General features: G+C 39.7%; 11 protein-coding genes and 10 pseudogenes. 8 read left to right on the forward strand and 13 right to left on the reverse strand.

Annotation, left to right across the window (positions count from 1 at the left end):
- Nucleotides 1-221, reverse strand: a 221-nt coding sequence (locus DYY66_RS16685) for an aspartate dehydrogenase domain-containing protein (RefSeq protein ID WP_394352653.1), incomplete at both ends; no start/stop codon positions are given.
- A 1-nt stretch (nt 222) separates the two neighbouring features.
- Nucleotides 223-942 (reverse strand): annotated as a pseudogene (locus tag DYY66_RS11710) (aspartate dehydrogenase domain-containing protein); the annotation flags it as partial.
- 83 nt (nt 943-1,025) lie between these two features.
- Here DYY66_RS11710 and DYY66_RS11715 point away from each other — a divergent pair.
- Nucleotides 1,026-1,916, forward strand: a complete 891-nt coding sequence (locus DYY66_RS11715) for a proline dehydrogenase family protein (RefSeq protein ID WP_218583739.1) — start codon at nt 1,026-1,028, stop codon at nt 1,914-1,916.
- Here DYY66_RS11715 and DYY66_RS11720 read toward each other — a convergent pair.
- Nucleotides 1,898-3,463: an aldehyde dehydrogenase family protein gene (locus DYY66_RS11720; RefSeq protein ID WP_166289627.1), complete on the reverse strand. Its 1,566-nt coding sequence runs from the start codon at nt 3,461-3,463 to the stop codon at nt 1,898-1,900. The two genes, DYY66_RS11715 and DYY66_RS11720, sit on opposite strands and share 19 nt — an antisense overlap.
- A gap of 115 nt (nt 3,464-3,578) precedes the next feature.
- Between DYY66_RS11720 and DYY66_RS11725 the strand changes: the two genes are divergently transcribed.
- The 7 genes and pseudogenes from DYY66_RS11725 to DYY66_RS16695 all read left to right on the forward strand — a co-directional run.
- Nucleotides 3,579-4,418: a DNA double-strand break repair nuclease NurA gene (locus DYY66_RS11725; protein WP_166289630.1), complete on the forward strand. Its 840-nt coding sequence runs from the start codon at nt 3,579-3,581 to the stop codon at nt 4,416-4,418.
- Nucleotides 4,415-5,168 (forward strand): helicase HerA domain-containing protein (locus DYY66_RS11730; protein ID WP_255496467.1); only part of this gene is annotated, 754 nt, incomplete at its 3' end. The genes DYY66_RS11725 and DYY66_RS11730, both read left to right, overlap by 4 nt.
- Nucleotide 5,169: 1 nt before the next feature.
- Nucleotides 5,170-5,460: pseudogene (locus DYY66_RS15120) on the forward strand (hypothetical protein); the annotation flags it as partial.
- Between the two features lie 1,025 nt (nt 5,461-6,485).
- Nucleotides 6,486-6,717 (forward strand): annotated as a pseudogene (locus DYY66_RS16690) (DNA double-strand break repair protein Mre11); the annotation flags it as partial.
- 788 nt (nt 6,718-7,505) lie between these two features.
- On the forward strand, nt 7,506-7,884 hold a 379-nt coding region (locus DYY66_RS15130), incomplete at its 3' end, for an AAA family ATPase (RefSeq protein WP_255496468.1).
- A 1-nt stretch (nt 7,885) separates the two neighbouring features.
- Nucleotides 7,886-8,487, forward strand: a pseudogene (locus DYY66_RS15135) (SMC family ATPase); the annotation flags it as partial.
- Nucleotide 8,488: 1 nt separating this feature from the next.
- Nucleotides 8,489-9,716 (forward strand): annotated as a pseudogene (locus DYY66_RS16695) (SMC family ATPase); the annotation flags it as partial.
- On the opposite strand, the gene DYY66_RS11755 reads toward DYY66_RS16695, so the two are convergent.
- From DYY66_RS11755 to DYY66_RS11790, 10 genes and pseudogenes are all read right to left on the reverse strand, one after another.
- Nucleotides 9,713-9,943 (reverse strand): HEAT repeat domain-containing protein (locus DYY66_RS11755; protein WP_255496469.1); only part of this gene is annotated, 231 nt, incomplete at its 5' end. The pseudogene DYY66_RS16695 and the gene DYY66_RS11755 overlap by 4 nt on opposite strands.
- Before the next feature lie 99 nt (nt 9,944-10,042).
- Nucleotides 10,043-10,311, reverse strand: a pseudogene (locus DYY66_RS11760) (HEAT repeat domain-containing protein); the annotation flags it as partial.
- 81 nt (nt 10,312-10,392) lie between these two features.
- Nucleotides 10,393-10,854, reverse strand: a complete 462-nt coding sequence (locus tag DYY66_RS11765) for a hypothetical protein (protein WP_166289639.1) — start codon at nt 10,852-10,854, stop codon at nt 10,393-10,395.
- A gap of 61 nt (nt 10,855-10,915) precedes the next feature.
- Complete coding sequence (locus DYY66_RS11770) at nt 10,916-11,644, reverse strand: pirin family protein (protein WP_166289642.1); 729 nt, start codon at nt 11,642-11,644, stop codon at nt 10,916-10,918.
- Nucleotides 11,641-11,865: pseudogene (locus tag DYY66_RS11775) on the reverse strand (transcription initiation factor IIB); the annotation flags it as partial. The gene DYY66_RS11770 and the pseudogene DYY66_RS11775, both read right to left, overlap by 4 nt.
- Nucleotide 11,866: 1 nt before the next feature.
- Nucleotides 11,867-12,382: pseudogene (locus DYY66_RS16700) on the reverse strand (transcription initiation factor IIB family protein); the annotation flags it as partial.
- Between the two features lie 682 nt (nt 12,383-13,064).
- On the reverse strand, nt 13,065-13,421 hold the full coding sequence (locus DYY66_RS13365; RefSeq protein WP_309224015.1) for a helix-turn-helix domain-containing protein: 357 nt from the start codon (nt 13,419-13,421) through the stop codon (nt 13,065-13,067).
- A 3-nt stretch (nt 13,422-13,424) separates the two neighbouring features.
- Nucleotides 13,425-13,642: pseudogene (locus tag DYY66_RS13370) on the reverse strand (winged helix-turn-helix transcriptional regulator); the annotation flags it as partial.
- 1 nt (nt 13,643) lies between these two features.
- Nucleotides 13,644-13,850 (reverse strand): annotated as a pseudogene (locus tag DYY66_RS16705) (winged helix-turn-helix transcriptional regulator); the annotation flags it as partial.
- A gap of 338 nt (nt 13,851-14,188) precedes the next feature.
- A partial coding sequence (locus DYY66_RS11790) for an MG2 domain-containing protein (RefSeq protein ID WP_338140861.1) occupies nt 14,189-14,689 on the reverse strand: 501 nt, incomplete at its 5' end.
- Nucleotides 14,690-17,260 lie beyond the last annotated feature (2,571 nt).

Here is a 17,260-nt window from a genome sequence, read left to right on the forward strand (position 1 = left end):
GTCAGTATGCGGGTCTGCAACAATCTTCACCCTAGTCTTTTCACTTCCAATTCCTGCAAGGCTGAGTAACGCTGCAACATTGATGTTTGCAGGAAATAATCTCACTGCCTCTTGTGCACTTCCTTCATAGATTGTTGTAGATTGTATGATTTTACCAGGATCAATAGTTGAGGTCTCAAAGAACTTGGCGCCCTTCAATGCTTTTGGATTTTTTGTTGTCANTACATTTTCCACTTTTATTGAGAATTTGCCAAACTTTCCTTCAGCCTGGATTTCATGAGTGTTCTTGTCAGTATGCGGGTCTGCAACAATCTTCACTCTGGTCTTTTCACTTCCAATTCCTGCAAGACTGAGTAATGCTGCAACGTTGATATTTGCAGGAAACAACCTCACTGCCTCTTGTGCACTTCCTTCATAGATGGTAGTAGATTGTGCTATTTTATCAGGGTCAGTAGTTGATGTCTCAAAAAACTTGGCGCCCTTCAATGCTTTTGGATTTTTTGTTGTCACAAGTGTTACAGTATCCAGCTCATCTTGTACTGCCCTAATTCCATCAAGACCTATGATTGCACCAGACGGGAGATAGACTCGCTTGTTAAAATCCTTGCAGCCATCCATGACTATATCAAATATGGTTTCATCAAGCAATGCACCTACACTCATTATCATGACATCTTTTCTGTTTTGTAGTATGCTTAGAATATCATCACGTACTGCATCTTGGGATGCCGCCTCTATTATCATATCAACGGGAGCTGCTGCAAGAAGGCCTACATTTTCTGTTATGACAGGTTTATTTTGTAACTTGCCAGCAAGTTTTTCAGAATTTTCTTTAGAGAAATCATAGATATGGGTAAGCTTGGCAGAAATTTTTCCAGAATCTATCGCAGATGCAATCTCGGATCCTATTGCGCCACATCCAAGTAGTCCTACTCGTTTCAATTAAAATTTCTAAGATTCATCCTTGTTAAATCTGTTATCAGGTTTAACAAAATATTGAATTATCTAAAGCGACCTTAATACTAATGGAGTCTAGAAAATTGGAAAAACAAGAGTCTACACTGATTGAGAAAGTTCTCTTCAAGGTAGCAAAACAGTGGATAGCAGGAGATACAATGGAGGAGGCACTCAAGTCAGCACGAAACGCAAATGCAAACGGCATGAATGCCATACTCAACAAGTTGGGTGAGCACATGTCATCAAAGGCCCAGGTAACCCAGACAGTAGAGGACTATCTCACGCTTGTCTCAAACTTGCGAAGATCAAAGATAACTGGCGGACTGTCCATAAAACCAACCCAGGTTGGACTAGCCATCAGCACAAAAGAGTGTCTTTCGAACCTTGATACCATAATAGAAAAAGCGCTCCAGTTCCAGTCATTTGTTTGGATAGACATGGAGTCATCAGAGTATACTGATGACACGTTCAAGATTTATCAAAATCTATTCGAAAAATACGAAAGACTTGGCGTAGTTGTACAGGCAAACCTCAAACGCACTGGAAATGATCTTGCCATGCTTTTAAAAAATGGCTCCAAGATTCGTCTTGTCAAGGGAGCATACCACGAGAATTCAAAGAATGCATACAGGACAAGACACGAAGTAGATGAAAATTATAAAAAATTAATGAATGTGTTATTTGAGCAGGGAAACGAGTTTGCAATAGCAACACATGATTCCAAACTAATTGATCTTGCAATGGAACTGTCAAAAAAACATGAAAAAAAATTCGAGTTTCAGATGTTAAAGGGAATACGTGATGAACTAAAACCTATTTTGGTAAAAAGTGGATTTGAGGTTTCAGAGTATATCCCATACGGCACCAACTGGCTCCCATATTCAATAAGAAGACTAAAGGAGAGAAAACGCAACATATTGCTTCTTGGAAGTTCCTTTATTCACGCACATCGAGTCTGAGTCTGCTCTCGCAAGAATTGTAAAAGATAGTATTCCCCTCCTGCACCTTTTCCAGAGATTCCAGAATCCTTCCAGCCCACAAACGGCTGTGCTCCAACCATTGCACCAGTAGTTGCGCTAGCTGCCCTATTTGCATAAGTTACTCCGGCTTCTATTTTTTCAAAAAACGTTTCTATCTCATTTTTGTCCTGACTGAAAACTCCTGCGGTAAGACCATAATTGCTCTTGTTTGCCATGGCAAGTGCTTCATCAAAATTTTCAAACTCTTCAACGCAGAGAAATGGCAAAAACAGCTCTTCTCGTATCAATTCATGATCTTTTGGAAGATTTGTCACAATTGTTGGTACAACAAAGTTTCCATCTTTATGAGATTCATCAGATACAACAGAACCTCCACATAGTATAGTGCCATCTTTTTTTGCCAAGTCAGATGCTTTTTGGAATTTTTTTACAGCGGATTCATTTATGACTGGTCCAATGTAGGCATCTTTCTCCCAGGGCTTGCCAATTTTTAGTGCGCTAGTCTTTGCAACAAGTCTTTCCAAAAACTTGGGCGCAATTGATTTTTGTACATAAACACGTGAACAGGCACTACATTTTTGTCCGCTGTAACCAAATGCTGCACGTAACACGCCATCTGTTGCTTTTTCTATATCAGATGATGCAGCAATTATTGCCGGGTTTTTACCTCCCATTTCTGATATAAATGGTCTAGGTCTCTTTGTTTCAAATTCAGAATATCCAGTCATTCCAACTTCTTTTGAGCCTGTAAATGCAATACCGTCAACCAGAGTACTTTCAAGTATTGTTTTTCCAACGATACTACCTGCACCTGTTACAAAGTTTATTGCAGCTGGTGGTAGCTTGTGATAGATTGCTTCAGCAAACTTGAATGCAGATATAGGCGCATCACTTGACGGTTTTAGGACTACGGTATTTCCTGTAATCAATGCACCAGAGGTCATCCCTATTGCAATTGCAGATGGAAAGTTGAACGGAGAGATTATTCCCCATACGCCATATGGTTTTAGAACACTTGCTGTTCTCTCGTTGCGAGATGCACTTTTGGTCTCCTTTGAGAATCCCTCATTTACCTCAAGTTGCTCAGCATAAAACCTCATAAAGTCAATTGACTCGTCCAGGTCTCCCATGGCTTCTAATCTGTTCTTTCCATTTTCAAAACAAAGAATTGCAGCCAAGCTGAATTTATCATGTGAAAAGACATCTGCGACCTCTCTGAATATCTGCACCCTTTTTTGGTACGGTGTGAGAGACCATTTGTAAAATGAGTCCTTGGCAGCCTCAATTGCATGTAGTGTATTTTCTTTGGTAGCAGTAGGAAAATTCCCTAGTATCAAATTTTTGTCAGCAGGGGATTTGACTTGAAAGTTATCATTAGAAAAGATCTCTTTTCCGCCAATGATTAATGGATAGTTTTTTCCAAAGTCTTTTTGTACTTGAGATACTGCAGAATCAAATTTTTTATGAAAGTCATCAGTTGAATTGTTTTCTACGAACCTGTTCCATGTCCTTTCATTCTCGAACATATAGTATTATTCGGAGTCTCTATTAATTAGTTAGACGGGTGTTGATTTTGCATCAACTGTAGGATAAACATATTTCAAACGAGAAACATTTTATCTGTGCAGGCAAAGGTGTTTTATGCTCAATACGGTTTATCGTGATGCAATAAAGAAACGCGATGAGGCAAGGTCCATCTTCAAGGGCGAGAAATTCGATCAAATAATCAAGACGGCCAGGGAAAACTGGTCAGAATATAGCTCTCAGAAAAAAGACGCAGACATAGCAGGAATAGATAGTAGTTACAACAGTACCAAGTTTCAGGGCCTGGAACTATGGGTAGTAACCGGAGTATCCATAAAATCAGACGGTCAGATAATAACTGAGAGCCATAACCAAGGGCTAGGCCAGCCATCACCAGAACTTGAGACACAGGCTAGCAAGATGGAAGTTGATGCATGTGTTAATTCAGTTGACAAGGCAGACTTGGTGATACTAGATGGCTCTCTTTATTCACAGTTTCTTACAAGGCAGACATCACTTGGAAGTTCGATTACAACTGCAATTAAGAAAAGAAACAATGTAATTTTCATATCAAAGACATCATCAGCTAGAAAACAATTTGAAAAATTTGGCTCCATGGCAGGAGACATATTCTATTACAACCACGCAGTCAAGACGCCAGGATTTAGCAAAATATTTGTCGATAACAGTCTTGGACCTGGTAAAGTTGTATCATATGTTTATGCAAGACTAAGAGACTCGACGCCATTAATCAAAATAGAGTTACTAGGATCAGGTCACACCGAGGACGAAATAAAATCACTTCTTGACATGATAACAAAGAACAGTGTAGGTGGATATCCATATTCATTAAAGCTTGCACACGAAAACTGTAAAATATCCAATTCAGATCTTGCAAGACTTGTTAGTCTATATGGACTAGGAAACGAGATTGGTTCAAGAGAGGTATTGAGTTGACTATTGGTGTAGTAATTGGAGAATCAAGACCTACTGATGTTACAGCACAGTCATCAAAGCCACTCTCAGTTGGTGAATATGTGATAATTGATTCTCAAGATGGACAGATTTTAGGCCTTGTTGAAAAGTCAATCATCTCAAGTGAAGCATTAACAGATGTCAGAAATTTTGATGAGGCAGTAGAAAGCAAAGAAGTTGCAGATATCAATTCACGCGATAAAAATTACAAGGTAAAGATTGGAATACTTGGTTTCTTGGATAAATTGCAAAAAGGCCAGATGATTTTACCTGCAGTACCTCCCCTGCCAGGAACTTCAATCATAGAAGCAACACAAAAAGATCTTGGCGTAATATTTGGCCCTATGACAGAAGAATGGGTAAGAATCGGCTCGCTCTTGAGAAATTCAACTATAGAGGCCAAGATAAACATCAACAAGATAGTATCACGACACTTGGCCATACTTGCAATGACAGGCATGGGAAAAAGCAACCTGGTATCATTGATTGCAAGACATGTTGCATCACTGAACGGCACCTTAATCATTTTTGACTATCACAATGATTACGAAAATCTTGACGTTCCAAAAATGAACTACATGTTGGCAAAGATAAATCCCAGATTATTACCTGCAGACAAGCTAGCCGAAGTAATAGAACTTAGAGAAAATGCGGACAAGCAGCAAAGAGCATTGCGGGAATCATTTACAGAATCTGTAAAACAGGCAAAAGATTTCTGGCAGGCCCTAGAAGNGCGAGAAAATGCAGACAAGCAACAAAGAGCACTGCGTGAATCATTTACAGAGTCTGTAAAACAGGCAAAAGATTTCTGGCAGGCCCTAGAGGAAAGCACGGCATCATTTGGACGTACCACCAAGGGTTATGCAGATAGTGCAAGCAGAGTTTTAGACAAGATAGATGATGCAAAACATAGGTTCTCAGACATACTAGACCCAGATTGCGGAGACCCAGTAGACCTCATCAAGGAAGGAAGGGTTAACGTTTTGAACATATCAGAGCTTAGTGAGAGACAGGCAAATGCAGGNACACCACCAAGGGGTATGCAGATAGTGCAAGCAGAGTGTTAGACAAGATAGATGACGCAAAACATAGGTTCTCAGACATACTAGACCCAGATTGCGGAGATCCAGTAGACCTTATCAAGGAAGGTAGAGTCAACGTACTGAACATATCAGAGCTTAGCGAGAGACAGGCAAATGCAGGACTATCATATTATTTGCAAGAATTATTACAACATAGAAAAGATGCAGTCTGGGAAAGAAAAGGTAAATCCTCAAACAAAAGAAGCAACAAGTTTCTTGCACCAATATTTGTCATAATAGAAGAAGCACATGTATTCATTCCAAAAGGAGAACATACTGATACAAAATACTGGGCATCAAAGGTAGCACGGGAAGGTCGAAAGTTTGGAATCGGTCTTGGCGTAGTATCACAGAGACCAAGAAACATTGATCCAAATGTACTAAGCCAAATGGGCTCACTTGCAATAATGAAGATAGTACAAGATGATGATCAACAGCAGATTGCATCTGCTGCAGAATCACTAAGCAAGGACCTGCTATCACAACTTTCATCTTTGAACATTGGTGATGCAGTCTTGATTGGACAGTGGGTAAACTTGCCATCAATAGTGCATGTTGACGAAGTCAAGAGCAAGAAATCAGGTTCTGACCTTAATGCAGTATCAGAATGGAACCAGACTGACAAGTTCAAGCAAGTTGCAAGCGAATCTACAAAATCAATGATTCAAAAAGACCTGTTATTAGATTGAGATGATCTTTTCACATATTTCAGATACACATCTTGGTTTTGTGCAATACCATTCAGAAGAGCGTGAAAATGATGTATACCAGGCATTTGACGAAGCAATTGACATCTCGNTGTGCCAAATCCAAGTGGGAAGGCAATTGTCGTACTAGCAAACGCCTTGAAGCGCTTGAAAAAAAGCAACATCGACTCTTTTTTCATTTTAGGAGACCATGACATCAGTAGGATCAGAGCAACGCCGGTCCCTTGGGTATACCACAACCTAGAGTTTTCAAAATACANTATCGACTCTTTTTTCATACTTGGAGACCACGACATCAGCAGAATCAGGGCAACGCCAGTACCTTGGGTATACCACAACCTAGAGTTCTCAAAATACATCGGAAACGGCAAGCCATTTGTTTACAAGGATGTATTAATTGCAGGGTTTGACAAGCGCAGAAAGTCAGAGATTGAATCGTTTGAAAATGACTTTGCCCAAGTGGATGCCGAGGCCAAAAAACACCAAGGACACAAGATACTTGTATTACATCAGGGAATTGCAGAGATCAACAAGTTTGCAGCAGAATTGAATTCTACAGACCTTCCAAAGAATTTCACATACTATGCAATGGGCCATCNACAAGATACTTGTATTACACCAAGGAATTACAGAGATCAACAAGTTTGCAGCAGAGCTAAATTCTACGGACCTTCCAAAGAATTTCACATACTATGCAATGGGCCATCTTCATGACCAAGATTTGAAGCGATTCTCCCATCTTGGAGGCCCGTTAGTATATCCTGGATCCATTGAACTGACATCAAGTGAGGGGATAAAAGAAACACAAAAGGGATTTTACCAAGTAGACATTTCAAGACCAGAACCATCTCCAACATGGATAAAGCTTGACACAAGACCACAGTTTTCCATCAAGACATCCATTGAGAATATCTCAAGCGAAGTAGATATAATTGCAGACAAGATAAAATCACTTGCAAGAAAACCCATAGTAGAACTAAAGATTACAGGAGAAGGTTACGAACCTGGATTGGTGCAAGCCCAAATTTCCAAATTATCTGATCTGACATTACGTTGCTTTTGGAGACATGTTTCAAAAGAACAGAACGGTTCTGTATTTGTCAACAAGCCATTGAAGATCGAAGACGAGATGCACCGAATTGCAACAGAGATTCTTGGTTCTACAGACATGGCAAATTTTGCAATAAACGAACTCTTGCCGTTATTATCCAAAGGCAACACAGACGAGGCAAGCCAGGCAATAATTGACAATTTTGAGAGATTCAAAAAAGGAGTGAAAAATGCTACAATCAGTTGAGCTGGAAAACTTCCTGTCGCATAAAAATACAAAACTGACATTTGACAGAGGTGTAACAGTATTTGTCGGACAAAATGGTGCTGGAAAATCAAGCATCATCGATGCAATAACATTTTCATTGTTTGGAGAACACCTAAGAAAATCAACAAAGGGACTCTTGCGACGAGGAAATAACCAGGCATATGCCAAGGTAGAGTTTTCCATAGGAAATAGGCAGTTTGAGGCAGTACGCAAGATAGATTCCAAGGGAACAGTAGGCGCCATTCTTCAGGAAAAGGTCAATGGACAACTAGTCCCGCTCGCAGCAGGAGAACGAAAGCAGTTTGGAGAATCCATGACAAAAACAATAGAATCCCTAATTGNACCACTGGCAGCAGGGGAACGAAAGCAATTTGGAGAATCCATGACAAAAACAATAGAATCCCTAATTGGACTAGATTTTGAGAAGCTCAAGGTTGCGTCAATTGTACAGCAAGGGGAACTTCAGGCAATAATTGAGGCAGACCCTAGAAAATTCAAAGAACTGATCAACGCAATAATCGGCATAGATAAACTTGACATTGCATACGAATCCATGAAAAAAACAATAGACAGTTTTAGAGATACAGTCAGGACCAAACTAAATTATGATGACACCAATATCGATATTTTACAAAATCGAGTCGACACATTGCTAAAAGAGATTGTATCACTTGAACCACAGAAGAAGAAACTGGAAGAAGACAAGATATTACAAGAGCAAGAATTTGCCAGGTTAGAACAAACCATTGAAACGGAGATACCAAAAGAACTAAAGATCAAAGAGATAGAGAACAAGAAAGAAGACCTTCTCAAATACATACGAGATTCTATCGTCAAGATGAAACGAGACCTTGTAGAAAAAGAGAAAAAACTTGCCGAGTGTTCAAACAGCTTGTCAATTGCGTCATTCAAGTTACAAGTAGAATCAGATGCAAAACAGGCACNATGCTCAAACAGCTTGTCAATTGCATCATTCAAGTTACAAACAGAATCAGAGGCAAAACAGGCACAATTAGACATTGACAAGATAAATACAGAACTAAAACAAGTTGGCGAGAAGATAGCTACAATAAAAAGCCAACAAGACATTGCGAACAGATTACATCTTGTAGATGGTAAATGTCCAGTCTGTGACTCTAGTGTAGAGAAGCTAAATCCATTGTTTGATGAAAAATACATCACGTCTGAACTAGAGACACTAAAAAAGAAGACAGAATTTTTCACAAAGGAAAATACCACAATTCAGAGTAAGAAAAGAGAACTTGACTTGAAACTGCAACAAGTCATAAAAGCCGAAGGAATCCTGTCTTCGAATAACATCAAAAACCAAGAGGATTTGGACAAACTTCAAGAGGAGATATCAAAATTACAGGTAAATACAAGAGAATTACCTCATGAGATAAGCTCTGCTAACCTCATGCAGTATGCAATTGACGAGTATTCAACAGACGTAATAGAATCAATATCAAAGCTGGTAGATGAGACTCGAGATTTTAACATCAACAATTTCAGGGATTTGAAATCAAGACTGGAACAACAAAGAAAAGTTCTCAGCACGTTGGACCAAAACATTGTTGCAGTAAATACAAAATTAAAGATACACCAAGATGATCATGAGAAAATCTCTAAAATATTATTAGAATTACATGAAGTAAAACAGTATGTCACAAGCCTTGAAACAATACGAAGTCAAATTTACAACAGAGATGGCCCTGTTGCTACTAGCCTTCGCTCCTGGGCACTCAATATGATATCACAAAAGGCTTCAGAATATCTTTCAACATTTAATGTAAAGATTCAAAGAATTGCACTGAGTGAAAAATCAAGAGATATTGGAATAACATGCCATGCTGGAAATCTAGAGCTTGATCTGGAATCGTTGAGCGGCGGAGAAAAAGTCAGCGTGGCACTTGCACTGCGTCTTGGAATGGCTCATTTAATGGGAACATCAAACTTGAATTTCATAATTCTTGACGAGCCAACTACTCACTTGGACCAAGAGCGAAGAAAATCCCTTGTGAGTGTACTGTCCCAGGCATTTGAATCAAACATTGATGCAATATCCCAGTTCATCATAATCACTCATGATTCGGAAATATTTGAGAATTCAAACATTGATGCAATTTATGATTTCAAGTCAACACCAGAAGGAACTATTGTTACGCCAATCTAGCCGCCAGTCATCTTGGCAAATTTTTCATTCTTACTGAGGCTTTCCATGAATTTCAGGTTAGAAAGAGCCACTACTGCAGAGTCTCTTACTTGCTCACTCGAGTCTTCAAGGGCTTTTTGTAGTGTTTCCTTTGCATCCTGAGACCCAATCACTCCAAGTGCAACGGCTGCCTCGTGTCTTACAAATAGACTAGGATCATTTCGTGTTGCATCTTCTAATGGTTTTATNGCATCTTCTAGTGGTTTTATGCCGCTTCGTAGGCACATCTGTCCCAAAGAGAAGGCTGCCTCGTGTCTTACCAATTCGTTGGAATCATTTTTTAGAANCGCAGGCACATCTGTCCCAAAGAAAAGGCTGCCTCATGTCTTACCAATTCGTTGGAATCATTTTTTAGAACACCTGCAACATGTGGAACAACATCTTCTCCACCCATATCCACAAGAATGCAGACTGCTCTGCATCGTATAACAAAATCTTGATCATTTAACAGTCCAACAAAGTATTCCTTGTCTTTTTTTTCGTATTTTTCTTCCATCTCGGACAAGAGTTCAAGACGTCCTGTTGGTATGACTTCCATGAAATTGATTTTTGTCATCAATATTTAGTCGTTATTGATGTTCAGCATAAGTAACAGTTTACCATGATTCTTGTTTCGCGATTTCACAAAATCATGCACTTACAAAGACAGGTTCTTCTTTTCCACACGCGACTGTAGATGCATGTTGCTTTTTGCAAAGTGTTTTTGTATAACATCTTCTGATACAAGCAACTTGTCAGTGTACAGGTAGACATTTCCTGTGAATTTGAATCCAGACATATCAAGCGATTTTTTATCGCCCATGACATCCACCATATTTGCATCTGCTGTTTTTTTTAGATCGGACAAGAATTTTTCCACTAAATCAGGAAGCTGTACATACTCATTACTCAGGTCCGGTATTATCACTCCAACATGTTGATACTTTTCAGCATCATTTAGTATTGCCAATATTCGAAATTTCTTGTTGTTTTTTACCTCACCGGTCTTTTTGTCAGTGAGAACAAACTCCCAGTCAGCATGTATTCTAGAACATTGAGGAAATTCGCTCTCAATCTTTGATGTCATGGTACCAAAGACATCCGTCTTTTTAGAGTGCATCTAAAACAATAAGAGAATCATGGTTCTTTATGTCTAATGTCGAGTGTGAAAAAATTGAGGATTATTTGTTGACTGCATACTGTTCTGGCAGGTCAACTAGTATCAGTTCTGTTGGAACCTCTGCCCGAATTACCAGATTGTTTTCTTTAGATATCATTGCAGCATCCCTTGTCTGCATGGTGTCATTTCCTAGTTTAATTTTGCCATCTATTACAAACAAGTATGACTTTCTTCCAGGCTCTAATTTGTGTTCTACTTGACCATGTGCAGTCAATGTTGACAAGTAAAACGAGGCATCTTGGTGTATGTGTAGTGCATCAGGATTGGGATTGTTTTCAGATACAACTACTGGTACGAGTTTGTTTGTCCTTTCTTTTTTTGTAAACTTTTTTTGTTCCCAAGACGGCGCAAGACCCTTCTTATTTGCAAATACCCACATTTGCAATAGTCGTAATGGTTTTTCTTTGGAATGGTTTGACTCGGCATGCATTATTCCAGAACCTGCAGTCATCCTCTGAACCTCTCCTGAATATATCACGCCTTGATTTCCTTGGTTATCTTTGTGTTCTAGTTCGCCATCAATGACATAGGTTATGATCTCCATGTCTCTGTGAGGATGAAAATCAAATCCAGTGCCAGGTTGTATTTCATCGTCGTTGAATACTCGCAGTGGTCCAAAGTTCATCTTCTCTAGATTCTGATACTCTCCAAACGAGAAATGGTGGTATGTTGTAAGCCAGTCAGTCTTGTTGCCATAGTGCTCATCTGCCCGTATTATCTTGGTACTCATTTTGTTTCCAAATCCATCTTCTTTTTGAAGACCTTTGTGACATTACGTATTGTCACGGTGCTAATACCTGATGCCTTGGCAATCTTGTCCTGCGTAGCACTCTCACCATTTATCACACCAGCCATAAATAATGCAGTGGCTGCAAGAGACACTGGGTTTTTCCCATCTGCAAGTCCTTTTGTCTTGGCCATCTCAACTATACCAAGCGCATCTCTTTGTGCNTCCAGCCATAAATAATGCGGCGGCTGCAAGAGATATTGGGTTTTTCCCATCTGCGATGCCTTTTTTCTTGGCCGTCTCAACTATACCAAGCGCATCTCTTTGTGCTTTTTCACTGAGGCCTACAGAAGTACCAATCTTGGACACTAGTTCAGATGGGTTCAACGAGTCTACCTGTAACTCTAGTGCCTTTACAAATACTCGATAGTGTCTAGAGAGGTTCTTGAATGATATATTTCCTGCATCCGATACATCCTGTAGAGTTCGTGGTACACCTGACTCTCTGCATGCAACATACAATGCTGAAAGTATCATGCCAGAAATTGTCCTTCCTCGAATTATATTTTTGGCCAGTGCTTTTCTATACAAATATGCTGCACGTTCAACTATTGCATCAGAGACATCAAGCTTTGACTGGATTGCACCCATGATGACAAATGCAGAGCGCAGGTTTCTCTCAGCAGAGCTTGACTTGCTTCTACTATCCCAAGTTCGTAATCTGTTGAAGGTATACTTCATGTATGTCGATATGGAATTCCCAGATGCATCTCGATCTGTATTTCCAATTATAGTTGACAAGCCCTTGTCATGAATTGNCAGGTTTCTTTCAGCAGAGCTTGACTTGCTTCTACTGTCCCATGTTCGTAGTCTGTTGAATGTATACTTCATGTATGTAGATATGGAATTTCCAGATGCATCACGATCCGTATTTCCAATTATAGTTGATAGACCCTTGTCATGAATTGACAATGCAGAGCCAAGTCCAGTCCTGGTGCTGTTACTGTAGTCTTCAGCTGAAAACGATTGTTGTTCTGGTCCAGAGTCCTCTACCTTGTCTGCAAGAATCATACCACATCTTGCACATAGGATTTCGCCACGAACATTGTCAGTCACAAACGGTCCATGGGATTCGCCTTCGTGCAAGTATGTCTTGCCTTTTTCAAATACTAGTTTCTGTTGTTTATTAGATATCATTTGTATATCTACTATACACATGAAAGTATTTAAAATGTAGAGTGATGAAAGGTATATCAGATTAACTCATGGAAAGTCGTTTTTTGATTTTTCATTTAACAAGCAGACAGGAATCATACGGCTTCAGCAGGCTTGGAATAGANGGAAAGTATTTAAAATGTAAAGTGAAGATACGGTTAGCAGATTAACTCAAGTAAAGTCATTTTAGGCATCAAGTATACGGGAATCATATAGCTTCAGCAGGCTTGGAATAGATCTCTTTTAGGATTCGTGGTTTTCCATCCTTGAATATATCCTTGGAACAGTACTGCATAGAAAAGGCAGCCATGGATTCTAGTATAGGGTTTAGGGCAAGCCCTTTTTTTGTTATGGCATATTCTATTTTAACCGGTGTTCCAGCATAGATTCTCTTCTCAATTATGCCATTTTTTTCCATTTCCCTCAATCTTGCAGACAAGGTCTTTGGGTTTATACCCTCTACAGAATCCAGGAACTGGTTGAACCTACTCTGGCCAAGCTTTGTCATGTTACGCAGAATGTGTACTGTAAATTTTTTCCCAATAATTTTAAAAGTATTATCAATAGNCTCTAGTATCGGGTTTAGAGCTATCCCTTTCTTTGTTATAGCATACTCTATTTTGACTGGCGTCCCAGCATAGATTCTCTTCTCAATTATGCCATTTTTCTCCATTTCCCGCAGCCTTGCAGACAAGGTCTTTGGATTTATTCCTTCTACAGAATCTAGGAACTGGTTGAATCTACTTTGACCAAGCTTTGTCATGTTACGCAGAATGTGAACCGTAANTCGCAGCCTTGCAGACAAGGTCTTGGGATTTATCCCTTCTACAGAATCCAAGAACTGGTTGAATCTACTCTGACCAAGCTTTGTCATGTTGCGTAGAATGTGAACCGTAAATTTTTTCCCAATAATTTTAAAAGTATTATCAATAGGGCATGCCTTCAACGAGTCTAGCAAAACTTTGCACTCTTCTTCTTTCAACTTACCATACACTCACTTGATAACTACTATATCACTTTCTAATTTATAAGCTTACCTTTGTATATCTAATATAAGAAATAATATGACAACTCAGACACAACACAAACACCAATGGACTGTCAGATCAAACCATTGGCAATGTAATACGTGTGGAAAGACATACGGATAACCTTTCCAACTTTTTTTATTCAAGAGGTTTTGATTTGTAACAATCAGCACAAATCTCAATTGTTTTTCCATGTTTTTTAGAATAATATGCACCAAGTTCTCGGTGTAAATTACACACAAAACAAAGACCAAAATTCATGCATTGGTATCAGAATAGTTCGTAATAGATTTTTTGTATGATATTACATTTTGAGTCTATTTGCAAAAGTAAACATGACAACACCTAGAACAAGTGATGCGCCAAACAGAGGCATTGCGATAGGACCAAATTCAGGAACCGTTGCAGTCATGGTTTTTGTTTGTGTTACAATAAAGCCATTAATTTTCGTACTTGCAACTATGTTAAAATCTCCAGATGCAGCAGTTGACGGAATCTTAAATGACAGTGCAAAATTTCCGTTTTGATCAGATTGTACGGTTCTTATCAGTATCAGATTCCCAGACGAGTCTTTAATTTGCAGTGCGACCAATGCGTTTGCCTGTCCTGTTACGGTTCCACTTAGTTGAACTGTATCTCCAGGTAGATAATGCTCTTTGTTTGTAGCAAGCACGATTGATTGTTCCTCCTGAGCAAACGAGTTCAAGACCCCAGGTAGTGCAAGTAACATTACTACACCAAGAGGCAAAAATCTACTCAAGACCGACAAAGTATGATTGTTCATGGGATTGCGATGTTCCACCCTNATTCAAGACTCCAGGCAGTGCAAGCAACATTACTGCACCAAGAGACAAAAATCTACTCAAGGCCAACAAAGTATGATTGTTCATGGGATTGCGATGTTCCACCCTTGTTTGGCCAATCACTAAATACATTTGCATAGACACTAGCAAGCCCAGTTCCAGACTGTGATGGAACGTAATATGGAAGAATCACTTCAGATTGTCCAGGACTCAAAGTATACTGTGCAGATGCAGTTCCAAGGCTACTGACGTCTGAGTCAAAGATGTTTACGGTAACAAGAGATTGCGTATTCACACTGGAGGTAAGCACCACTTTGACATATCCCATCTGTCCCCTCTNCTGACGTCTGAATCAAAGATGTTTACTGTAACAAGAGATTGTGTATGTACATCAGAGGCAAGCACCACTTTGACATATCCCATCTGTCCCCTCTGGATCATAGATACTGGATTTCCTTGCTGGTCAGTAGGTTGCACTGATATGATTGCCACACCGTTTGCTCCAGTAGAATTGTTTTCAATATCTGAGACACATGNTGGTTGTACTGATAGGATTGCCACACCATTTGTTCCAGTAGAATTGTTTTCAATATCTGAAACACATGAGTTTGTACCATTTACAACAGTGAGTTGCCCCTTGATGTCAAAGCAAGACTGGATTCTGCTGTCTGCAAGTCCAGATGCAACATTTAGCTCATTGTTTAGACTTACCATTTGACCGTGATTTATTGTAGCATATTTGTAAAAGGTTGCAAGTGCTTGACCTAGGCTTCCACCATTGTCAATGACAGAGTGCATTGCNGATTTATTGTGGCATACTTGTAGAAGGTTGCAAGTGCTTGGCCTAAGCTTCCCCCATTGTCAATAACAGAGCGCATGGCAGTGTTTGCAACCGTAATTCTTTGTTTCATGAAATTAAATTCACTTTGGAATACAGAATGAGTCCTGTTATCATCTACAGTTGTAAGAAAGTTTGCATATGCTACATCTGGTGTGGTAGATGAACTTGCCTGTGCAAGTGTGGTAAGATCTTGCTTGAGTTGATTTGCTGCTGCTTGTCTTTGTTGTAAAACCAACTGCTGGTCAAGTTTTGCTGCTGTCTGGTTTCCTAGTATGTTTGCCACTTGTTTTTTTGATACCTCAATCTCTTGCAAAATTTTCATTGCAAGTGGATTATTTTGAAGGTCAGGTCCTGCTAGAGTTGTAAATTGGCTAGGATCAATCTTTGTTGCATTGACTGAAGTTCCAGTGCTTTTTCCCGCAGCATCAAGGCTTGCAAGGTCTACATTTACCAAGCCTACAGATTTGCTGTTTGTATTTTGTCCAGTGCTGTTTTCATAAGCAAGTGCCAAGAGATGAGCCTGTGTAGGACTCATGAATAGCATTGAATCGTTTTGTATCACAACACCAAGTGTGACTTGGGCCTTGTCATTTGTCATCGCAGTAGACAAGACACCTCCAATGCCAGACGAGCCACTAGATGTACTACTGCAGCTGTGTGGTTGTGGAGGTACATATGATGTAGGANTGCAAGATCTACATTTACCAATCCAACAGACTTGTTTTTGGCTGTTTGTCCAGTACTGTTTTCATAAGCAAGTGCCAAGAGATGAGCCTGTGTAGGACTCATGAATAGCATAGAATCATTTTGTATTACGACACCAAGTGTGACTTGGGCCTTGTCATTTGTCATCGCAGTAGACGAGACACCCCCAATACCAGACAATCCTCCAGATGTACCACTGCAGCTGTGTGGTTGTGGAGGTACATATGATGCCGGAAGTGTAGTGGTATCTTGAAGGTCTGCCGCAAGACAAGATTCTGCAGTTAGTGGAGTTCCTCCATTATTTGGCCAGTCAGAATACACATCAGTGTAAACATTTGCCAATCCCACTTGGACATCAGATGGAATAAAAAATGATAGTGTCATTTGCGATGTGCCCGAGTTTACAATTGACTTGATTGAAGTCGTGCCAAGACTACTTTGATTTGCATCAAAGAGATTCAGAGTCAATAGTGCAGGCATCTTCTCCCCAGAAGAGATTGAGACTTTGACAAATCCGTTCTGACCCTTTGGCAAAATGGATACAGGATTTCCTTGCTGGTTTGTTATCTGTACGGAATCAATGGAAACACCATGTGATTTTATCACATTAAACTCGGTCGAGTTGGTATAATTTTTGCCATATACAGTTGCAGTTACAATATCTTGGTAGACACCAGTCTGATATGTGTTAGGTATCTTGAATTGCAACAAGCCAGTTCCGTTTTCGTCTGTAGTTATGGTTCTTGATATTATATTATCACCACTTGGATTTGAAACCCCTACAGCAACAGTCTGCATACTCAAGCCTGGAAGATTCACTGAAAGTGTAACTACATCGCCATATGCGTAGTATGATTGGTCTGTATTCAATGATAATGAAGATGGAAGTGCGATAACAGTAGATGACAAGGTACCAGAACTTATCGAGTGCGAATCATCGCCTCCATATGTTGCAGTAATTGTTACCGCATTTGCAGAACTTGCAGGTGCAGTATAGTATACAGAGCAGGTGTTAGATGATAGTGTG

Origin of the sequence: Candidatus Nitrosotalea sp. FS (assembly GCF_011319475.1) — an archaeon.
Classification (GTDB): domain Archaea; phylum Thermoproteota; class Nitrososphaeria; order Nitrososphaerales; family Nitrosopumilaceae; genus Nitrosotalea.

Bases quoted from the DNA above. Each gene is read 5' to 3' on its own strand.
- DYY66_RS11715 (WP_218583739.1), top strand. From the start codon at position 1,026: ATGGAGTCTAGAAAATTGGAAAAACAAGAGTCTACACTGATTGAGAAA.
- DYY66_RS11720 (WP_166289627.1), bottom strand. From the start codon at position 3,463: ATGTTCGAGAATGAAAGGACATGGAACAGGTTCGTAGAAAACAATTCA.
- DYY66_RS11725 (WP_166289630.1), top strand. From the start codon at position 3,579: ATGCTCAATACGGTTTATCGTGATGCAATAAAGAAACGCGATGAGGCA.
- DYY66_RS11765 (WP_166289639.1), bottom strand. From the start codon at position 10,854: ATGCACTCTAAAAAGACGGATGTCTTTGGTACCATGACATCAAAGATT.
- DYY66_RS11770 (WP_166289642.1), bottom strand. From the start codon at position 11,644: ATGAGTACCAAGATAATACGGGCAGATGAGCACTATGGCAACAAGACT.